Here is an 18,948-nt window from a genome sequence, read left to right as displayed (position 1 = left end):
AAATAGTTTTTAGAGGCATACAATTATATTGTGCGTTTGCAGGAAACACTTGTTTTCGTAAATAATACATAATATTTAGACTATTTTTAACTTAGGGGGGATACCATTGATTAGAGAAGAATTGAAAAAAATAGTATGCGACATTATTGATGAAAATGTAGATAAAATAAGAAACTTATCTTTAGCTATAGAAAATGAGCCAGAGCTAGGTTTTAAGGAAATAGAAACTTCTAAAAAAGTATGTGAGTTTTTAAAAGAGCTAAACATATCCTTCGAAGATAATTTAGCTATTACCGGAGTAAAGGGTGAACTTAAAACCAGTGGTAATGGACCTAATGTAGCAATTCTTGGAGAATTAGATGGAGTAATATGTTTTGATAGCGATAAGGCCAATAAAGTAACTGGTGCTTCTCACACTTGTGGACATAACTTGCAAATAGCTTCAATGCTTGGAGCAGCACTCGGATTAAAACTTTCAAATATAGAAGATAAATTATGTGGAAATGTTACATTTATGGCAGTTCCTGCAGAAGAATATATAGAAATTTCTTATAGACAAAAACTTAAAGAACAAGGAAAACTTCACTTTTTATCAGGGAAACAAGAACTTATATATAGAGGAGCTTTTGATGACGTTGATATAGCTATGATGGTTCATTCTTTAAAAAACTCACCTGAGCCTACTGTAGCCATTGGAGAATCAAGCAATGGATTTGTTGGAAAAACTATACAATATATAGGAAAGGCTGCCCATGCAGCAGAAGCACCTCATGAAGGAGTAAATGCCTTAAACGCAGCTACACTCGGAATCATGGGAATAAATGCTTTAAGGGAATCCTTTAGAGATGAAGATTCTATAAGAGTGCATCCTGTTATAACTAAAGGCGGAGATACAGTTAACAGCGTTCCATCAGATGTAAGAATGGAGACCTATGTAAGAGCTAAGTCTGTACAGGCTATTACAGTTACAAATGAAAAAGTTGACCGCGCCTTACTTGGTGGTGGATTCGCCATGGGAGCACAAACCATAATAGATACAATTCCAGGCCATATGCCATTAAAAGCTTCTTTACCTTTAAATAATATATTTAAAGAAAATGCACAGAAGCTTTTACCAGAAGATAAAGTTATAGATGCAGGGCATTTTGCAGCTTCCACAGATATGGGAGATGTATCAAACTTAATTCCATCAATTCATCCATTCATAGGAGGCGTATCTGGTGCACTTCATACTAAGGATTTTAAAGTAGAAGACTTTAATGCGGCTGTTATTTTACCTGCAAAGCTTATGGCTATGACAGTTATAGATTTACTTTATGGAGATGCTGAGGAAGCTAAATATTTAATGAATTGTTATACTCCAACATTTAAAAGTAAAGAAGATTATATAAAGTTTTTAGAAGATCGTTTTGAAAGGAAGGTTCAGTAAATGAAAAATTGGAAAAACCATGTTTTAGTTCTTATATTAATTATAATTTCTGAAATGATAGGTGTTATGAAATTTAAGTTTGGTCCTGGAACAATAGTTCTTTTACCTATGCTTTATGCATTAATAATGGGAATATTTTTAAGTCCTAAATTTTTAAAAGTATTAAATGATAAAGATATGAATGATGCCGGTTCTCTTATTACTATTTCCCTCATGCTTTTAATGGCCAAATATGGTTCTCAAATTGGACCTACTCTTCCTAAAATAATTCAATCTAGTCCTGCTTTAATACTTCAGGAGTTTGGTAATATAGGAACTGTACTTTTAGGTATTCCTCTAGCAGTATTTCTAGGATTAAAACGTGAATCTATAGGTGCTGCTCACTCAATTGCTAGAGAACCAAATGTAGCTTTAATAAGCGACATATATGGCTTAGAAGGTGATGAAGGAAAAGGTGTAATGGGTGTTTACATTTGCGGAACAGTACTTGGAACAGTATTCTTTGGAGTAATAGCAAGTTTCTGTGCAGCTTATACTCCACTTCATCCTTATGCACTGGCTATGGCATCTGGTGTTGGAAGTGCTAGTATGATGACTGCATCAGTTGGTTCATTATCTGCTATGTTCCCTGAAATGTCAGATACCTTAGCAGCTTTTGGTGCAGCAAGCAATATGCTATCAGGGCTTGATGGGTTATATATGTCACTTTGGATTGCTCTTCCTTTTGCTGAATGGCTTTATAGGAAAAGTTATAAATTAAAATATGGCGTTCCTGCACCTGAGGTAAAGAATGCTCAGCATAAAACAGTAGAGGAGGCATAGTCTATGAAACTTAAAGATTCATTATTTGTACTAGTATTAATGGGAGCACTCTCCCTTGTTGGAAATATGATAGGTCCTAAAAATAATATACTTGAAGCTCTTCCTGGTATGCTTATACTAATTGGTATATCCATTGTTGGCATAGCACTTAGTAAGATAATGCCAGGTAAAATCCCAGCAGTTGCTTATATAGTAACACTTGCTTGTATATTAACTTATCCAAGCTTTCCTGGTGCGGCTCAAATATCTAAATATATCGCAAAAGTAGATTTTTTAGCTTTAACTACTCCAATACTTGCATATGTTGGACTTTCCATAGGTAAAGATTTAGATAGCTTTAAAAAATCTGGATGGAGACTTATTGTAGTTTCTTGTGTAGTATTTGTAGGAACTTATATTGGTTCTGCAATAATTGCTCAAGTTATTTTAAAAGCACTTGGACAAATATAAAATTCAAACATTTTTAATGTTGAACATCACGTATGGGATTTGCATCTAAGAAAGCGTTCGCTACGCAAAAAAGCTCTAATATTTCTGATTTTAAGGTGCCTAAGCCTTCTAAACTCGCCATGGCTCAAACAGTAGAAGGCTCTATACGGCACCTTGAAATCAGAAATAAAGAGCTTTTAATTGTTTGCTCAATGCTTTCTACAATGCAAATCCCATACTTTTGTTCAACATTAAAAATATAACCTACAAACACCTGCTAGCTAAATGATGAAATTCAGTAAACTGAATTTCTGCAATTATATAGTATATATAGGTTTTTAGAAATTTTCGCCAAAGCGAAATTTCTTCCTCCAGCAGTTCACATGAAGAACTTTTTAATGCTCAGGAGTATAGAATTTGCATCGTAGAAGGCATTGAGTGAGCCTTAGAACGGCTTTATTTATAAATTTAAAATACCGTTAAGAGCATCCTACTGTCTGAGCAACAGCGAGTTTAGGAGGCTTAGGGATTTTAAATTTATAAATATTAGCCGCTCTCGGCAAAATGAACCGCCTTCTTAGATGAAAATTCTACACGACCCTGAGCATTAAAAATGTGTTAATATTCTACAGTAGGTTTATAAATATTCCTGCTATAATTACAGAAGTTATTGTAACAGTTACAAATCCTCCTACTATCATCTGCGGAAGCATATTATCCATAAGATATTTCTTTTCATCTTCATCCTTTGCAAGCGCCTTAGAAGCTTCTTCTGTTAAAACATAATTTGGTGGGAAGCCATATAAAGCTGTAAGTGAAGTTGCAAAAGCCATTTCTTTAGTCATTCCCAGGAATTTTCCTAAAAGCACTGAAGTAATAGCCATGCCTATTACCCCTACAACTATAATTATTATCAACGGCCAAGCTATTTTTACAAGCATTGCTGGAGTAGCTTTAGAAAGTGCTCCAAATATATACACCATAAGCACAAACATTAAAAAACCAAATGAATTAGAAGCATGTAATATATCTCTTTCTAAAAATCCTATTTCTTGAAGTATAATACCAAAAACTAAACATAATACAAATGGTGAAACCTTATTATGAGTAAGTGCTGCTGTTTGCACTGCTAAAAATGAACTAAAAGCCATTTTTGCAAACATTACTGAAGCAGTATTGTACTTTGTAGGAACTTTAGGTATAAGTTTTTTCTTCTCTAATTTTGTTTCTGTTGCTGCTGAAGCTTGCTCTAAAGCCTTAACTCCTTCAGCTCCTCCATTTGCATGGTATATCTTTAAAAGTCTTCTTCCTTCTTTTTTTAAGCAAATAGCAGTAAGTGGGTATCCAGCAAATCCCTGCATTACATACATTACTATTGCAAGAATTGAAGCAAGCTCTAACCCCTTCTTAGCAGCACCTTCCTGCATCATAAGAGCAGCTACTATTCCTCCTGTAAGTGGTGGAAGTCCTGCTACTACATATTCTCTTCCTACTAATGGAATACATATAAGCCAGCAGGCAATTATCATTCCAGCAAGTCCAGCTATGGTTACCGCAATAACTTTCCATTGTTTTATTAATTCTGAAATACTTATAATGGTTCCCATATGAGTAATACACATATACATAGCTATACTTGCAAAAGGCATTCCAAATCCAGGCAGATCAATTAAATTTTTAGGTAAAAAAGTCCAATAGCCCGCTAAAAATAGTATCGCTACTACAAATACCGATGGTATCCATGCTTTTGTCTTTGTTCCTATAAAGTCCCCAAGTGCAAAAATAACTGCAATGATTAAAAGTGCCGTTATAGGAGCCATACATATCCTTCCTTTCTTTATAAAAATTCATATAACATATATATTCAATAAAAATATAATTATCCTTTTAATTTTTAAAAATATAAAACCATGTTAAAAACCTACATATAATGCAGACTTTGAACATGGTTCCATAAAACAAACTATTATAACATGAATATTTAATTGTGAACTTAAATTTTTATACATAGCTAAACTTAAAATACAATAAATATATTTATTTATAAATATCTACTATAAGTCCTGATATGTCATCTATAGTTTTTGCTATATTTAGGTTTTCCTTTTCATTACTTAAAAGCATTTCAGTAAGTTCTTGTAGTTTTTCATCAATAGTATCTACTGTTATAAAATATTGAGTTTGCCAAAAGCTTATATCCTTTTTTAAGCCATACATATATGATAGTACTGAGTTTAAGTATTCTTTTATCATTTTTTTATAAGCAAACACATCTGAGTAACACTTTGTTACGGCAAGCCTATTACCTTTTTTCTGTATCTCCTCTAGCATTTCCTTTAACTGCTGTTCATTTCTTCTTTCCCTTGCAAAGCTAAAGTTCTGAGAAAAGTCCTTTTTTTCACTTATATGTTTATTATCATTTTTATTTATCAAAGAAGAATTTCTAACTCTCGATATCTCCACGTTACTCTCCCCTCACCTTTATCTGATATATAATTTAAAGTTAAATATTGCTTATATAAATCTATTTCACTATTTTATTATATATCAAGGTTACATTTTAGTACAATTAAAAATAAGGAAATTGCGTGGCAATTTCCTTTATTTAACTACTTCCCATGTAATTCCCTTATCTTTAGTTTTATATAATATGCCGTCTAATACTAAAAGCCCTGTATTCTTATCTAAAAACTGTACCTTTCTTCCCTTAAGATTTATTTCAGTAGTTATTTCATTTACATTGTTATCATTATAAAAAATTCTATATATTTTATTTCCTTCTCCATCTACAATCCAAAGTATACCATCCTTATCTACTCCGTAGATTATTTCTATGCCTCCTTGTGTTTCAATAGGCATTGAAGGATTCCAGGTCAATCCTCCATCTATAGTTTTATAAAATATCATAGATGATTTATCCTTAGAATTAAATTCTACTGGAAGATATCCTTGTTTATTATCTTTGCTAAACTTAGGTGGAAACGTATTTATCCCATATTCCTTACTGTTTAAGTACTCTTTAGGTACATTTAAATTTTGAATTTCCCAAGTTACTCCTCCATCCCTTGTGTTATATATAAATGGATATTTTATTTTTTCACCTTTAACAGTATACCATCCCATATTCCTATTAATAAATTCTATACCAGTTATGCTTTCTATATCACAAAAGTCACCCTTAGTATTTAAACTAGCTATAACATTTTTAGTTATTCTTGTCCAATGGCTACCAAGATCCTCTGTTTTGTATAATTCAACATCTGAATTATCTGAGATTTTAGATGATGTAATCATTATAAAAGCTTCCTTAGAATTTATAACATCTATATTAACTTTTGGTGTATCCTTCTCCCAATTATTTTCTAGAGCCAAACTAGTTTCTTGCCATTTTTCTCCTCCATTTAAAGTTTTAAATATTTTAATCTTATTTTTTTCTCTATAGCCTACAAAGGCAATTTCTTTATCTACAAATGCATGAAATAATGATTTTTCCTCAAAGCTTTTATTACTTATATTCTCACTATCAATTAAATTAACGCCTTTTGGAGTAATATTCTGCCATGTAACTCCTCCATCTTTACTTTTAAGTATTCCTTCCTTTGCAATTGCCCATCCATAGGTATTATCTATCATATTAAAATCTATAAAATTATATTTATCTGATTTTTGTACTTTAAATGCTGACTTTACTTCAACTTTGCTATTATCATTTTTCTTTAAAGTTTGAGTACAAGCTGTAGTTGAAGTTATAAAAATTAAGCTTATGAATATATAAAACAATCTTTTCATAGTTTACCTCCTTTAATTTTACTTTACTTCTATTATTGACTAAAATGCCAATTATTATAGCCTATATCTGGGATTTAATAGAATAATTAATTATTTCTATTACTTAGCATAAAAAAATAAGAGGTATTATCTAAAAAGATAATACCTCTTATTTTTTAAGCGTTGTCTCTTGCTCTTAAGAATATTTTTGCTATTTCATTTACTACAAGCGGAATTACTGAAAGTATTCCTACCATCATCCAATCTCTTGGATTTAAGTCCCAAACATCAAATATATTAGCTAAAAATGGTACTGTAATTACAACATCTGAAAGGAATATTCCAAATAATACAGAAGCTAATAAGTATTTATTAGTAAATATTCCAACCTGGAATATAGACTTTCTTGGGTGCCTTAAGTTAAATGAGTGGAATAACTGTGATACACTTAACACAACAAAAGCCATTGTTTGTGCATGTTTTAAAGCTTCATCAGATACATTACCCTTAGGGAATAATGGGAATAAGTTTGTATCTCCAGTATATACCTTAATTCCAACTATAAATGCAGCTAAAGTTAATATACCAATGAGTAATCCATTTAGTACTAAGAAATAACCTGTTCCTCCAGCAAACAAACTAGCTTCAGGGTCTCTTGGCTTTTCCTTCATAACATCAGGATCTCCTGGATCTGCACCAAGGGATAATGCTGGAAAACTATCTGTAACTAAGTTAACCCATAATAAATGTATTGGTTTTAGCGGTGTCGCCCATCCAAATAATATTGCAAAGAATAATGCTACAATTTCACCTATATTACAAGAAAGTAAGAATACTATAGATTTCTTTATATTGTTAAATATATTTCTACCTTCTTTAATAGCAGAAACTATAGTTGAGAAGTTATCATCTGTAAGTACCATATCTGCTGCACCTTTAGCAACGTCTGTACCTGTAATACCCATAGCAACTCCAATGTCTGCCATCTTAAGTGATGGAGCATCATTAACACCGTCACCTGTCATAGAAACTATATTTCCATTAGATTTAAATGCCTTAACTATTCTAACTTTATGCTCAGGAGATACTCTAGCAAATACCCTTAAATCTTTAACTCTACGAGCAAGATCTTCATCACTCATTTTATCAAGCTCTGCTCCAAATATTGCCTGATCTTCTCTTTCTGCAATTCCAAGTTCCTTAGCTATTGCAAAAGCAGTGTTTTTATGGTCACCAGTAATCATTACAGTTATAATTCCTGATTTTTTAGTTTCAGCGATAGAATCTTTAACCTCTTCTCTTGGTGGATCTATCATTCCCACAAGTCCTATAAATATAAGATCACTTTCTAAACTATCAATATTTATAGCTTCAGAGTCTAATATTTTATATGCTGATCCTAAAACTCTTAATGCATCATTTGACATACTTAAGGAAGCTTTATTTATGTTATCTTTAATTTCATCTGTTAATGAAACTACTTCTCCATTTATATATGCCTTATTACAAAGATTAATTAAATTATCTGTAGCTCCCTTTGTCATTACATAAAATTTATCATTATACTTATTTACTGTGGTCATAAGTTTTCTATCTGAATCAAAAGGAATTTCGTTTACTCTTTTATGATCTTCATTTAATCCCTTTTTAAACAAATCATACTTTACACCAGCTTCAAGTAAAGCTATTTCTGTTGGATCTCCTGTTTTTGATTCTTCACTATAAGTTGCATCATTACATAATACTATATTTTCTAATAATAATTTTTGAACTGAATTTTTTATATCTAAATCGTTTATGTTTCCTAAAACATTATCTCCGTAAAACTTAGTTACAGTCATCTTATTTTGAGTAAGTGTACCTGTTTTATCCGAACATATTACAGTAACTGCACCTAAAGTTTCTACTGCTGGAAGTTTTCTTATTATAGCATTTTCTTTTATCATCTTTTGAACGCCCATAGCTAAAACTATGGTAACTATAGCTGGAAGTCCTTCTGGTATCGCAGCTACTGCTAAACTTATAGCTGTTAAAAACATTTCAAAAAAGTCTCTTTTTTGAATTATGGCAACTATAAACATTACAACACATATTCCAAGAGCTCCAAAACCTAATGTTTTACTAAGCTCTGCAAGTTTCTTTTGTAGTGGAGTTTGTTCATTTTCTTGTTCATCAAGCAATTTTGCTATTTTACCTATTTCAGTTGACATACCAGTACCAACTGCTATACCAACCCCTCTACCATAGGTTACAAGAGTAGACATAAATGCCATATTCTTTTGATCTCCTAGTGGTATTTCACTAGTGTCAAATTTTAAATTAGCATTCTTATCTACTGGAACTGACTCTCCAGTTAAAGCTGATTCTTCAATTTGAAGATTTGCTGTTTCTACAAGTCTTAAATCGCATGGGATATATCTACCAGCATCAAGTATTACTACATCTCCAGGAACTAATTCTTCTGAAGCTATTTCCTTTAATTCACCATCTCTTTTTACTACAGCTTTAGGCGTAGACATCTTCTTTAATGCGTCCAATGCCTTTTCAGCTTTAGATTCTTGTATGATTCCTATAACAGCATTAAGAATAATAACTACTGCAATTATAATTGCATCGCTTACTTCTCCCATGAATCCAGAAATTAATGCGGCGCCTAGTAAGATAAAAATCATTGGATCGTTTAATTGTTCAAAGAACATTCTCAGCATTGTTTTTGGCTTTTTACCTTCAAGCATATTTAGTCCATACTTTTCTTTTCTTGATTCTACTTCTTCCGAAGTAAGACCAACATGCTGATCTGTAGAAAGCTCTTTAAGTACCTCTTCATTACTTTTTTCAAACCACATTCTGCTTCACCTCATATATTATTATTTGTCTTCAAGATTTTATTTATTAAAAAAAATTAATAAAAAAGACCTTTGCTCTATCTTGTGCACAAATAGAGCAAAGGTCTTGCTAACTCTTTTGGAGAATAACTATCCGGGTAAATCTTACCGAGATGACGAATAGTTAAATAATTGCTACTCCCCTTTGCAAAGGTAATTATATCATAGAGTTTTTCCACATACAAGAAATTTTTGTGAAGATTTTCTAATATAATATTACTCCTAGTATACCTGATATTACAATTACCATAATTGGATGTATTTTTTTAGATAATAGCATTACTAAAGTCAAGATACCTATTACTACGCTTTTGATATCAACATAAGACGTCTTAGCTAGTGACCAAAATGCTGATAAAATAAGCGCTATAAGTGCTGGTCTCATTCCCATAAAAGCTGATTTTATAGCCTTAGATTCTTTAAACTTCATTATGTAATGGGTGGCAATGGATACCAATATAAATGATATTGTAACCACACCTATGGATGCTGCCACGCTTCCTAAAACACCTCCTACTTTATATCCTACAAATGTTGCAGAATTTATAGCAATTGGTCCTGGAGTCATTTGTGAAATGCCTATTATATCTGTAAACTCCCTATAATTAATCCAATTATGATTTTTAACTATTTCCCTTTCAATAAGTGGAAGCATGGCATATCCTCCACCAAAGCTAAAAGCTCCTATCTTTAAGAAGGATAAAAAAAGCTGTAATATAATATTCATTCTTCCACCTTCTCTCTATAATAGATAACCCCAAAAATCCCTGAAAGAATGATTACAACCACAGGATTAACATTTAGAACTTGAAGCAATATTAATGCAACTATAACTATGCCAAAATTTAAGTAGCTCTTTTTTACTGACTTTGAAATGCTTAATATTGCAATTAACACAAGTACTGGCACTGCACCATTTATACCTTTAAAAACTTGTTCAACATAATAATTATTTCTAAACTGCATAAAAACTGAAGCTATTAAAAGTATTATTATAAATGAGGGAATGACTGTTCCAAGCAGTGCCATAACAGCTCCTAAAATACCATTTATTTTATATCCTATAAATATTGAAGTATTTACTGCTAAAGCTCCGGGAAAGGATTGTGAAATAACTACGATATCCACAAATTCCTCTTTTGATATCCACTTTTTGTTATTAACTACTTCTTCTTCAATGAGTGGGATCATGGCATACCCCCCACCAAAGGTAAAAGCTCCTATTTTGAAGAAGCTTATAAACATTTGTAAAAATTTTTTCATGTTATCACCTCAATTTTATAAATAATAGATAATAATCACTGTTTAAAGTCAGCCATATGGCTGACTTTATCAATTTATTGATATATTTCCTTGCAGGATCTAGCTAAAAATCAGCACCTATCAATTTCTGCGAACTGTTTCCTTTTTAAAGTACACAGAAACAAAAATAAATCCTACTATAATTAAAGCTCCACAAAATACAAAGGTAAATTTAAGAGAAACATTTGTAGCTTTCCCAACTGCTATATTGATAGCAGAATTTATTATATCGGCTGTCATTGCATATATAGATAAAATTGTTGCTCTATTATCTGTAGTTACCGATTTATTTTGAATATCCATACTCAACGGATTTGATAGCACAAATGCTCCCTGTATGAATATAAGGGCTAAAACTGTAATTATATAGCTAGAGGTATATGCTAATATAAAAGTATTTACAGCCACTAATATAAATATTATTTTTATAACCTTCTCCTGTCCAAACCTTTCACTTATCTTATAAGTTTTTAAAGATGCAAGCCCTACTATTTGAAGCATTGCAGTAAGTATACCAAAATACTTTAAGTTTATGCCTACCTCAATGTATTTAAGTTGATTTAAAAATACACATAGTGCTCTTGCCACCTCTCCTAAAAGTGCCAGAGACATTATAAATAAAAATATATTTTTTTCGCTAAATGCACATTTGAAACTATCCTTCATATTTATACCGTTTCCTACGTACTTCACGTCTTTCACAAAAAATATAAGTAAAAAGGCTATAGCATAAGGTATTATAGTTAAAATTACCGGAATGTCTAGAGATACATCTATCATAAATGTAGATAAAAATGCTCCTATCAAAAATCCCGCGCTACTAAACGCACTATATTTTCCAAAGGACTTTTCTGCTTCTTCTTTATTAGACTCATAAATAAAAGCAGAATCACAGCCTGAAACTCCTGATATAGCTAAAGCAGCTATCACTGCTTCTATTAAAAATCCTATAAAGCTACGGGACATGTAAAATACTATTTTGGATAATAAAAATAAGAAGTATGCTATAGAAAGAGTCTTTTTATACCCAAACCTATCAGCAAAATATCCCCAAGGCACTTCAAAAGCTATCATAAGCATCATTAATGTGCTTTCAAGCAAAAATATTTCTGAAAGCGTAAGTCCTCTGCTTTGACGAAACAAAGTTGCCACAGGACCATAAAACACCAACCCATGTAGAAAGGATATGGCATACATTATATATAAATTTTTATTTTTCACCTTGATACACCTCACTATTTTTTTGCAGCATAAAAAACCTTTTAAAAGGCTAATTTTTTCATGACTTATAACGATTTCTAATTTTGTTATAAATCAGCATATCTCAGTAAACTGAGATGTTCCCTTTAAAAATGAATTTTTACCATGGCGTATCAAGGTCGTCGCATAATATTTTCTCCTTTAGTATTATTAATTTATATTTTAACATATTTAACTAGCGAAATTCCAATATTTAAAATATAATCATCATAATTAGACTAGGTATTGCAAACACTAAAATTATTAATTATTCATCACTAACTATTAAGTAAAGTAATTGGAGGGTGATCATGGATAGATATGTTATTGTTTGTTTACTTAAGGGAGAATCTTTAAACTATCATGAAAAATTAGTAACTGATGTTTGTTCTAAATTTAATGTAAAAAGACAAAAGCTTCCTGGACACTTCACCATAAAAGCTCCCTTTGAAACTGATAAAATCAATGAAATTGAAACTGTTATCAAAAACTTTGTAACTAATAATAAGAAAGAACCTATGAAAATAGATGGCATCAATCATTTTAGAACAGATACAATTTTTATGGATATAAATATGTCTAGTAATGGTTTAAAAGTTCATAATGCTTTTATAGACGAGTTAAAAACTTTGCCTTGGCTTGAATGGAAAAGAAATGATGGTAAGGGAAAGACATTCCATGCCACCATAGTTACACGTATTCCTAGAGAAAAATATGATTCCATTTGGAATTATATAAGCAACTTTAATCCTCAATTTGACACCTATTTTGATAACATCACCATACTTAAATGGGGAAATTATAAGTGGGAATCATATAAAGAATACCAATTAATGTAAGCACCCCTGGGGTGCTTTTCTTAAATCTCTCCAATTGTAATAATTTCATAGGGCATAAAGGTATCAATTACTTTTCCGTTTTGAGATAAAAATTTATATCAGCTTTTAGTTGATATAACCCCTATAACAGTTAAAAATCATTTTTTCTTAAATTCCTTATTATCTAAAATAATAACCCCTGACTTATCTTCCTCTGCTGCTTTCTTTGTGTGATTTACAAGTTTTATAACGTCCTTGTATGATTGTTTTGCTCCCTTTACAAGCAAGGGCACTCCTATAAAATCAATTTTTAACCACCTAGAAAATAATCCACCAAATGTCATTGGTAATGGAACAGTTGGCGACGTATTGGAAAATATAATTTTCTCATTTAATAGATTTTGTTTATGTAGCATAGAAGCTAAATTATATAATCCTGGAATTAAAACCTTTGAACGTCCCCTGCCTACAACATAGACTTCGTTCCCATCTTTATCACTTCCATAATAAAAAAGTTCTCCACGATTTCCATATACTAACTTATTAAAGTTAGGTAATTTCAATATTTCATCCTTAGTTGGTTCTCGAGTTTCATCTAGCATTTTTAAGTGATAAGCAATTGCTAGAATAGACGAGTGGGTTCCTCCAAAACAATTATATATGTATATCATTTAAATCACCTAATTTCTTCTTTTTTTACTTTATTTTAATAATTGTAGTATATGCAATAAACATTTATATTAAACATTCTTTGAACACATTTTATCCAAGTTCTCCAATGTTCTACAATTCTTTATACATAAAATAAATATGTTGCAATCCGTTACCACTACCGAACCCAATCTCTTAATAATTTCATTAATTTATGTGCATCTCCATCAGCATTAACAATATCATCATCTGTGAGACCTGCCTCAACTGCAATATTATATGCTTTACCAAAATCCCCTACATCCTCCGATTTGTGTGCATCACTTCCCAATGAAAATTTAACGCCCATGTTCTTTAACTTTTTTATTGTTTCAATATCCATATTCCTATGAGATCTGTTAATTTCTAAAGCAGTATTTCTTTCAACAGCGACCTTTCCAATTTCAATAATATCTGGATTAACATGCTCTAATGGATGATTTAATATTGTAATTTCATATTTTTTAATAGCATTAATTGCAGCTTCTGTATAATTCCTCAATAAAAGTGGATTTTGTACCGCTCCAGGATGATAACCCACACAAATTATGTCCAGGTAATCAATTATTTCATCTTTAAGATCTATATCCCCTTTTCTAGTAACAATATTACATTCTATACCAAGAAGAATCTTAAAATCATTCTCCTTCAATAATGAACTCTTATTAAAATCATCAATTACTTTACGTACTTCTTTATATTGATTTAGTTTCATCCCGAAGGTACTATGCCTATAACCATGGTCTGTTATTGCTATTTCTTTTAATCCTTTTTTTATTCCAGCTATAACATTTGATTCAATACTTCCTTTTGCATGTTCTCCAAAAATAATATTAAATAAGGGAATATGCCCCTTTGCAATATTAGTATGAGTATGATAGTCTGCAATAATCTTAAAACTCATTTTATCCCCTCCATAGTTTAATATCTTTTGATTAATTGTTTCATTATCAAATTGAAAAGCTTCTTGTATCCACCTATGTAAATTCCCTATGGCATGTTTACCATCCAGTTTTATTTTGCCCATATTATTGTATAATACTTGATTTTGGCGGAGAGATAGGAACTCAAACCCTAGGTGCATGCATAACACGCACGTCTGATTTCAAGTCAGATGTAAAAAGATAAAATTATCGCACTCTACTCAAGTATTTGTTTTTTACCATTAAAATTTTTTCGTTATAATTAATAATTATTTTTTATTAAAATCATAATTCAAGTTTATAAAAGATTTCATCATCTGCTTCAAAACCAGTAATAACCTGATTAAATCCAAAATATGAATATAGGTTTAGATTTGTTTTACTCTCAGGATGGAAGCTAAGCCATATATCCTTATAATGTCCCTCGTTTTTAATTTTTTTTATTAATTCACTTAAAGCTAATTTTCCATACCCATTACCCTGATATCTTTCATCAATCATCAGACGCATAATCCACATAGTTCCATCATATGTCGGATTATCATCCTGCACTATACCATACATAGAAAACCCTATCATAATACCATCTATATAAATCCCTAAGGCAGTCCAACGTGGATTGAACTTCCACTCTGCAATTGATTTAAGATTTGAGTGTGGGAGATATTTTTCCTGTTCCTTAGAAATTTTCAACTCAATACATTCTTCCCAATTTTCTATAGTAATTTCTTTAAAATATATACTCATTCATAACCCCCATTTTTTCATTACTTTTATCCTTTATTTGAATCTAATTTCATTGTTTCCCTTAATAACTTATGCACAAGGTAATATGTTCGTCACATCCAAGATATGCTTATTCCAAAATGCATTCTATTAATAATTTTCTTCTTTTCTTTAAAAATAATCTATAATAATAGAGTTCTTCCATTAAAACTTCTCTATCTACTTTTCCAATAATATCATTTCCTATTTCTTATCCATTAATCAATCTCTATTAATCTTGGTTCTCCATAGATACGTTTCATCGTACCACAAGTAACGTAGACTTTGTTATATTTTATGTGATATTCCCTAATTTATAATTCAATAAGAATTTTTCCAAAATTCCTTGTCACAATTTTTAATACTTATGTGTTAATATTATAGATACCAAAATCGAGGAAAAAAAAGGTATCAAAAAATATTCTAGAATATATTAATCAATCAAAAGCTTTTGAACAAAGTTACCTAGGGAGGAGGAAAAAGACAAAGGTATGGGTGTTATCAGTTATTTTAAGAAGAAAAAAGAAGAACAAGATTTTAAAACTGCCTATGAAAAGTATTATGACACCATTTTCAGAAGAATTTCCTACCTCACTGGGGATATGTATGCTGCAGAAGATTTAACACAGGAGGTATTTGTGAAGTTATATAATTCACCTCCTGATCATGACAATATTGCTGGATGGTTAAATAAAGTTTCTACTAATCTTTCATATAACTATATAAGAAATAAAAAAATTCATGAAGGAAAAAACGAAGTGATTTATGAAAAAGAAATAGATAACGTCGTTTCAATTGAAGAAGTTGCAATTAATAATTGTGAAGTAGATTTAACTAGAAAGGTGCTAAATATACTTTCACCTAGAGACCGTATGTGTCTGCTTCTAAAGTTTTCAGGATACAAATATAGTGAAATTGCAGAAGTAATTGGAGTGGATAAAAACTCTGTAGGCACGCTTATATCGAGAGCACAAGCAAAATTTAAGGAAAGCTACTTAAACGCAGAAAAGAGGTGTGAATAAAAATGAAGTGTCCAAGTGAAGGAAGTATTCAAGCATATATTGACAGAGAGCTTAATGATATTGAAATAAAAGAATTAGAAATGCATCTTTTTCACTGTGAAAAATGTAAGGAAATTTATAAAGAATTAAATTCTACAAACAGCTTTTCTATGGGAAAGCTTGAAGATTATAAAAAAGAGTTTGATATAAATAATATAAAAACAGGAAGTATGAATATTGAAATAAAGAATAAAAAAGGAGCGTTTAAAGATATGAAAAAATATAAAAATATAGCAGTAGCTGCCTGTGCAGCCCTTGTGATAACTACTTGTGTTACAGTTCAACCTATAAAAGCAGCAGTTATTGACATGGTTTCAATTTTTAGAGCAAAGGATATTAAGAGTGTAGATATTTCATTAGATGATATTAATAAGCTTGAAAAAGCACTTGAAGAACGTAATGCGGATATTAATCTTGATAAAATAGGTAAAGTTAAATGCCAAGGGGGCGAGGAAAAGACTGTAACTATAGAAGAAGCAAAAAAGGCTTTACCATTCACAGTATTAGTTCCTAAAAATATATCAGAGAAAAATACAGAAAGTATTATTATGAATAAACCTGCAAAGGTTGATTTTACTCTAAATGTAAAAAATGTGAATGAGCTTCTTAAATCTTTAGGAGGTAAACAGGTATTCCCTAATGATTTAGATGGAAAAACTTTTTCTTTAAACATGGCTGGTACATTAAATATTAGATATAAAGATGCTTCAAATAACAAAGATATATCTGTAACAGAAACCAAAGTACCAGAAATTCTTGCACCTGCTGAAGCAAATGTTGATGAAATATTCAATGCTCTTTCAGAGCTTTCTGTATTGCCACCACAAATGCAAAAACAGTTAAAATCCATGAAGGATTGGAAAAATACTTTGTATGTTCCTAACGTAGAAAATAACGTTGAAGAAATGACTATAGATGGAATGAAAGCCGTTGGATACTTTGAAAATAATAGATCTTCTGTTGTAGTTCTTAAGGATGATACTTTAATTTGTATTGATGGAGATGTAAATAAAAATGAAATAATTGAAATTGTAAAATCTATGAGGTGATATAATTGATAATTGAAACTGAAAATCTATCCAAAATATATGAAACCAATAAGGGCTGTAGGGATATAAATATAGCTGTACCACAAGGTGAAATTTATGGATTTTTGGGTCCTAACGGTGCAGGAAAAAGTACATTTATAAAAACCATTGTAGGGCTATTGTTCCCTACTTCAGGAACTGCACGTATACTAGGCAAACCTATTGGGGATATTGAAACAAAGAAAAAAATAGGATATTTACCTGAACTTTTTAAGTATCAGGAATGGATGACAGGATTAGACCTCCTGTCCTTCCACTCCTCATTATATAAGCTTGATAAGAAAACTTCTTCTATAAAAATAGAAGAAGTCCTTGAAATTGTTAATCTAAAGGGTGCTGAAAAAAATAAAATAGGTACATATAGTAAGGGAATGCAGCAGAGAATAGGGATTGCCAGTGCTCTTCTTTGTGACCCAGAGCTTCTCTTTTTAGATGAGCCTACCTCTGCCCTAGATCCTATAGGAAGAAAAGAAGTTAGAGATATTATGCTAGAACTAAAAAGCAGAGGAAAAACTGTATTTTTAAACAGTCATCTTTTAAGTGAAGTAGAAATGGTTTGCGATAGCGCTGCTATTATTAGTAAAGGAACCATTATAAAACAAGGGAAAATGAATGACCTTTTAGAAGGAGAAACTGTTTTAGATATTCATGCAGAAGATGTAAATAATGAAATTTTAAATAAGCTTGAAAAGATTGATGAAGACGTAACTTTTGATGGAAAAAATATCAAAATGCATATAAAGGAAAACCATGAGATCCATGAAGTTGCCTCATTAATTATAGCAGGCGGCGGAAAACTCTATGGTCTTACCCCTCACAGGAATAGTCTTGAAGAGCTATTTATAAAACTTGTTGAAAGGGGGCAAGAATAATGTTTGCCATTGCACTGTCCACTTTTAAAGAAATCTACAGAAAGAAAATTTTTCATTTTATAGGAATATTAACTCTATTATATCTTATTCTTTTAACCATTATTTTTACACTTATAGGTAAGAATCTCAATGATAATAATGGCATGATAAATATGATTGTGGATCTTTCTTCTACTATTTCTATACTTGGATTTTATTTTTCCAGTATGCTTGTAGCATTTTTAACGGTAATGCTGTCCATAGGAATAGTTTCCTCTGAACTAGAAAATGGAACGATTTTGACCATTTTAACGAAGCCAATTAAACGAAGCGAATATATAATAGGAAAGTACCTGGGTACAGCTATTCTTATTATTTTATACAGTGCTATTATTTATATAGCAGTGATTATTATTTCTACCATGAGTAAAATATCTATTGTAGAAACCTTTGGTATAGCAGCACTGGCTAAAGGCTTCCTGCTATTTATTCTTCAGCCTTTGACCATATTGGCACTAGCTCTTTATGGAAGTACTAAATTCAAAACCTTAAATAATGGAATATTAACAATATCGCTATATATGCTTGGGATAATTGGCGGAGTAATGGAGCAGGCAGGATCAGTTATTAATAATGCCTCCCTTTCAACCATTGGGATAATTTCCAGTTTGATTTCCCCTTTTGAAGTAATTTATAGAAAAATGATCTCCATTATCTTTACCTCCTTGGGCTCCTTTCATTTTATAGGAGGCTTTGGTATGTCAGGAAAATCAACCACACCAAGTGTATGGATGATGGTTTATGTATGTGTATATTTGGTGTTCTTTATATTTATGAGTATTAAAGGATTTGAGAAGAAGGATATTGGATAGATTTTA

General features: G+C 31.1%; 19 protein-coding genes. 9 read left to right on the top strand and 10 right to left on the bottom strand.

The annotated features are described in order from the left end of the window. The first annotated feature begins 106 nt into the window (after positions 1-106). The 4 genes from CRN98_RS05020 to CRN98_RS17470 are packed head-to-tail and all read left to right on the top strand — an operon-like array spanning position 107 to position 2,943. A complete protein-coding gene (locus CRN98_RS05020) occupies positions 107-1,429 on the top strand; it encodes an amidohydrolase (RefSeq protein ID WP_097026326.1) in 1,323 nt (440 codons plus the stop codon). Continuing rightward, a complete protein-coding gene (locus tag CRN98_RS05015) occupies positions 1,430-2,251 on the top strand; it encodes a DUF3100 domain-containing protein (protein WP_097026325.1) in 822 nt (273 codons plus the stop codon). A 3-nt stretch (positions 2,252-2,254) separates the two neighbouring features. Then, positions 2,255-2,701: a DUF340 domain-containing protein gene (locus CRN98_RS05010; protein WP_097026324.1), complete on the top strand. Its 447-nt coding sequence runs from the start codon at positions 2,255-2,257 to the stop codon at positions 2,699-2,701. Between the two features lie 32 nt (positions 2,702-2,733). Beyond that, on the top strand, positions 2,734-2,943 hold the full coding sequence (locus CRN98_RS17470; protein ID WP_143331276.1) for a hypothetical protein: 210 nt from the start codon (positions 2,734-2,736) through the stop codon (positions 2,941-2,943). Positions 2,944-3,306: 363 nt separating this feature from the next. On the opposite strand, the gene CRN98_RS05005 is transcribed toward CRN98_RS17470, so the two are convergent. From CRN98_RS05005 to CRN98_RS04975, 7 genes are all read right to left on the bottom strand, one after another. After that, the gene (locus CRN98_RS05005) at positions 3,307-4,500 is read right to left on the bottom strand and encodes a hypothetical protein (protein WP_097026323.1); all 1,194 of its coding nucleotides are present in this window, start codon (positions 4,498-4,500) and stop codon (positions 3,307-3,309) included. A gap of 217 nt (positions 4,501-4,717) precedes the next feature. After that, positions 4,718-5,143 (bottom strand): YaaR family protein, encoded by a 426-nt coding sequence (locus CRN98_RS05000; protein ID WP_097026322.1) that lies wholly within the window; start codon positions 5,141-5,143, stop codon positions 4,718-4,720. 138 nt (positions 5,144-5,281) lie between these two features. Next, positions 5,282-6,469 carry a WD40/YVTN/BNR-like repeat-containing protein gene (locus tag CRN98_RS04995; RefSeq protein WP_097026321.1) on the bottom strand — a complete coding sequence of 396 codons (1,188 nt, stop codon included), beginning with the start codon at positions 6,467-6,469 and terminating at the stop codon, positions 5,282-5,284. Between the two features lie 155 nt (positions 6,470-6,624). Then, entirely contained in the window at positions 6,625-9,294 is a 2,670-nt protein-coding gene (locus CRN98_RS04990) for a cation-translocating P-type ATPase (protein ID WP_097026320.1), read from the bottom strand. 244 nt (positions 9,295-9,538) lie between these two features. Further along, positions 9,539-10,060, bottom strand: coding sequence for a chromate transporter (locus CRN98_RS04985; RefSeq protein WP_097026319.1), 522 nt, complete (start codon positions 10,058-10,060; stop codon positions 9,539-9,541). Beyond that, positions 10,057-10,596 carry a chromate transporter gene (locus tag CRN98_RS04980; protein ID WP_097026318.1) on the bottom strand — a complete coding sequence of 180 codons (540 nt, stop codon included), beginning with the start codon at positions 10,594-10,596 and terminating at the stop codon, positions 10,057-10,059. The genes CRN98_RS04985 and CRN98_RS04980 overlap by 4 nt, the downstream gene beginning before the upstream one ends. 120 nt (positions 10,597-10,716) lie before the next feature. Further along, on the bottom strand, positions 10,717-11,856 hold the full coding sequence (locus tag CRN98_RS04975; protein ID WP_097026317.1) for an MFS transporter: 1,140 nt from the start codon (positions 11,854-11,856) through the stop codon (positions 10,717-10,719). Between the two features lie 329 nt (positions 11,857-12,185). Between CRN98_RS04975 and CRN98_RS04970 the strand changes: the two genes are divergently transcribed. Next, entirely contained in the window at positions 12,186-12,713 is a 528-nt protein-coding gene (locus tag CRN98_RS04970; RefSeq protein WP_097026316.1) for a 2'-5' RNA ligase family protein, read from the top strand. 137 nt (positions 12,714-12,850) lie between these two features. Here the strand turns inward: CRN98_RS04970 and CRN98_RS04965 are convergent, their stop codons facing one another. From CRN98_RS04965 to CRN98_RS04955, 3 genes are all read right to left on the bottom strand, one after another. Continuing rightward, positions 12,851-13,363, bottom strand: a complete 513-nt coding sequence (locus CRN98_RS04965) for a DUF3189 family protein (RefSeq protein WP_097026315.1) — start codon at positions 13,361-13,363, stop codon at positions 12,851-12,853. Positions 13,364-13,521: 158 nt separating this feature from the next. Then, positions 13,522-14,286 (bottom strand): PHP domain-containing protein, encoded by a 765-nt coding sequence (locus CRN98_RS04960; protein WP_179631934.1) that lies wholly within the window; start codon positions 14,284-14,286, stop codon positions 13,522-13,524. Between the two features lie 304 nt (positions 14,287-14,590). Next, entirely contained in the window at positions 14,591-15,052 is a 462-nt protein-coding gene (locus CRN98_RS04955) for a GNAT family N-acetyltransferase (RefSeq protein ID WP_097026313.1), read from the bottom strand. A gap of 509 nt (positions 15,053-15,561) precedes the next feature. Between CRN98_RS04955 and CRN98_RS04950 the strand changes: the two genes are divergently transcribed. From CRN98_RS04950 to CRN98_RS04935, 4 genes are read left to right on the top strand one after another with little or no spacing between them, the layout of a single operon-like run. Then, on the top strand, positions 15,562-16,092 hold the full coding sequence (locus CRN98_RS04950; RefSeq protein WP_097026312.1) for an RNA polymerase sigma factor SigX: 531 nt from the start codon (positions 15,562-15,564) through the stop codon (positions 16,090-16,092). Between the two features lie 2 nt (positions 16,093-16,094). After that, positions 16,095-17,180: a zf-HC2 domain-containing protein gene (locus tag CRN98_RS04945; protein ID WP_097026311.1), complete on the top strand. Its 1,086-nt coding sequence runs from the start codon at positions 16,095-16,097 to the stop codon at positions 17,178-17,180. A gap of 5 nt (positions 17,181-17,185) precedes the next feature. Then, positions 17,186-18,091 (top strand): ABC transporter ATP-binding protein, encoded by a 906-nt coding sequence (locus CRN98_RS04940; RefSeq protein ID WP_097026310.1) that lies wholly within the window; start codon positions 17,186-17,188, stop codon positions 18,089-18,091. Then, the gene (locus CRN98_RS04935) at positions 18,091-18,942 is read left to right on the top strand and encodes an ABC transporter permease (protein WP_097026309.1); all 852 of its coding nucleotides are present in this window, start codon (positions 18,091-18,093) and stop codon (positions 18,940-18,942) included. Before CRN98_RS04940 ends, CRN98_RS04935 begins: the two co-directional genes overlap by 1 nt. The last annotated feature ends 6 nt before the right edge of the window (positions 18,943-18,948 follow it).

Source organism: Clostridium peptidivorans, assembly GCF_900205925.1.
GTDB classification, from domain to species: Bacteria; Bacillota; Clostridia; order Clostridiales; family Clostridiaceae; genus Clostridium_AK; species Clostridium_AK peptidivorans.
This window is presented reverse-complemented; position numbering and strand designations above follow the sequence as displayed.

Coding starts and splice junctions, on each gene's coding strand:
- CRN98_RS05015 (WP_097026325.1), top strand. CDS start 1,430: ATGAAAAATTGGAAAAACCATGTTTTAGTTCTTATATTAATTATAATT.
- CRN98_RS05010 (WP_097026324.1), top strand. CDS start 2,255: ATGAAACTTAAAGATTCATTATTTGTACTAGTATTAATGGGAGCACTC.
- CRN98_RS17470 (WP_143331276.1), top strand. CDS start 2,734: ATGGGATTTGCATCTAAGAAAGCGTTCGCTACGCAAAAAAGCTCTAAT.
- CRN98_RS05005 (WP_097026323.1), bottom strand. CDS start 4,500: ATGGCTCCTATAACGGCACTTTTAATCATTGCAGTTATTTTTGCACTT.
- CRN98_RS04995 (WP_097026321.1), bottom strand. CDS start 6,469: ATGAAAAGATTGTTTTATATATTCATAAGCTTAATTTTTATAACTTCA.
- CRN98_RS04990 (WP_097026320.1), bottom strand. CDS start 9,294: ATGTGGTTTGAAAAAAGTAATGAAGAGGTACTTAAAGAGCTTTCTACA.
- CRN98_RS04985 (WP_097026319.1), bottom strand. CDS start 10,060: ATGAATATTATATTACAGCTTTTTTTATCCTTCTTAAAGATAGGAGCT.
- CRN98_RS04980 (WP_097026318.1), bottom strand. CDS start 10,596: ATGAAAAAATTTTTACAAATGTTTATAAGCTTCTTCAAAATAGGAGCT.
- CRN98_RS04970 (WP_097026316.1), top strand. CDS start 12,186: ATGGATAGATATGTTATTGTTTGTTTACTTAAGGGAGAATCTTTAAAC.
- CRN98_RS04965 (WP_097026315.1), bottom strand. CDS start 13,363: ATGATATACATATATAATTGTTTTGGAGGAACCCACTCGTCTATTCTA.
- CRN98_RS04960 (WP_179631934.1), bottom strand. CDS start 14,286: ATGAGTTTTAAGATTATTGCAGACTATCATACTCATACTAATATTGCA.
- CRN98_RS04955 (WP_097026313.1), bottom strand. CDS start 15,052: ATGAGTATATATTTTAAAGAAATTACTATAGAAAATTGGGAAGAATGT.
- CRN98_RS04950 (WP_097026312.1), top strand. CDS start 15,562: ATGGGTGTTATCAGTTATTTTAAGAAGAAAAAAGAAGAACAAGATTTT.
- CRN98_RS04945 (WP_097026311.1), top strand. CDS start 16,095: ATGAAGTGTCCAAGTGAAGGAAGTATTCAAGCATATATTGACAGAGAG.
- CRN98_RS04935 (WP_097026309.1), top strand. CDS start 18,091: ATGTTTGCCATTGCACTGTCCACTTTTAAAGAAATCTACAGAAAGAAA.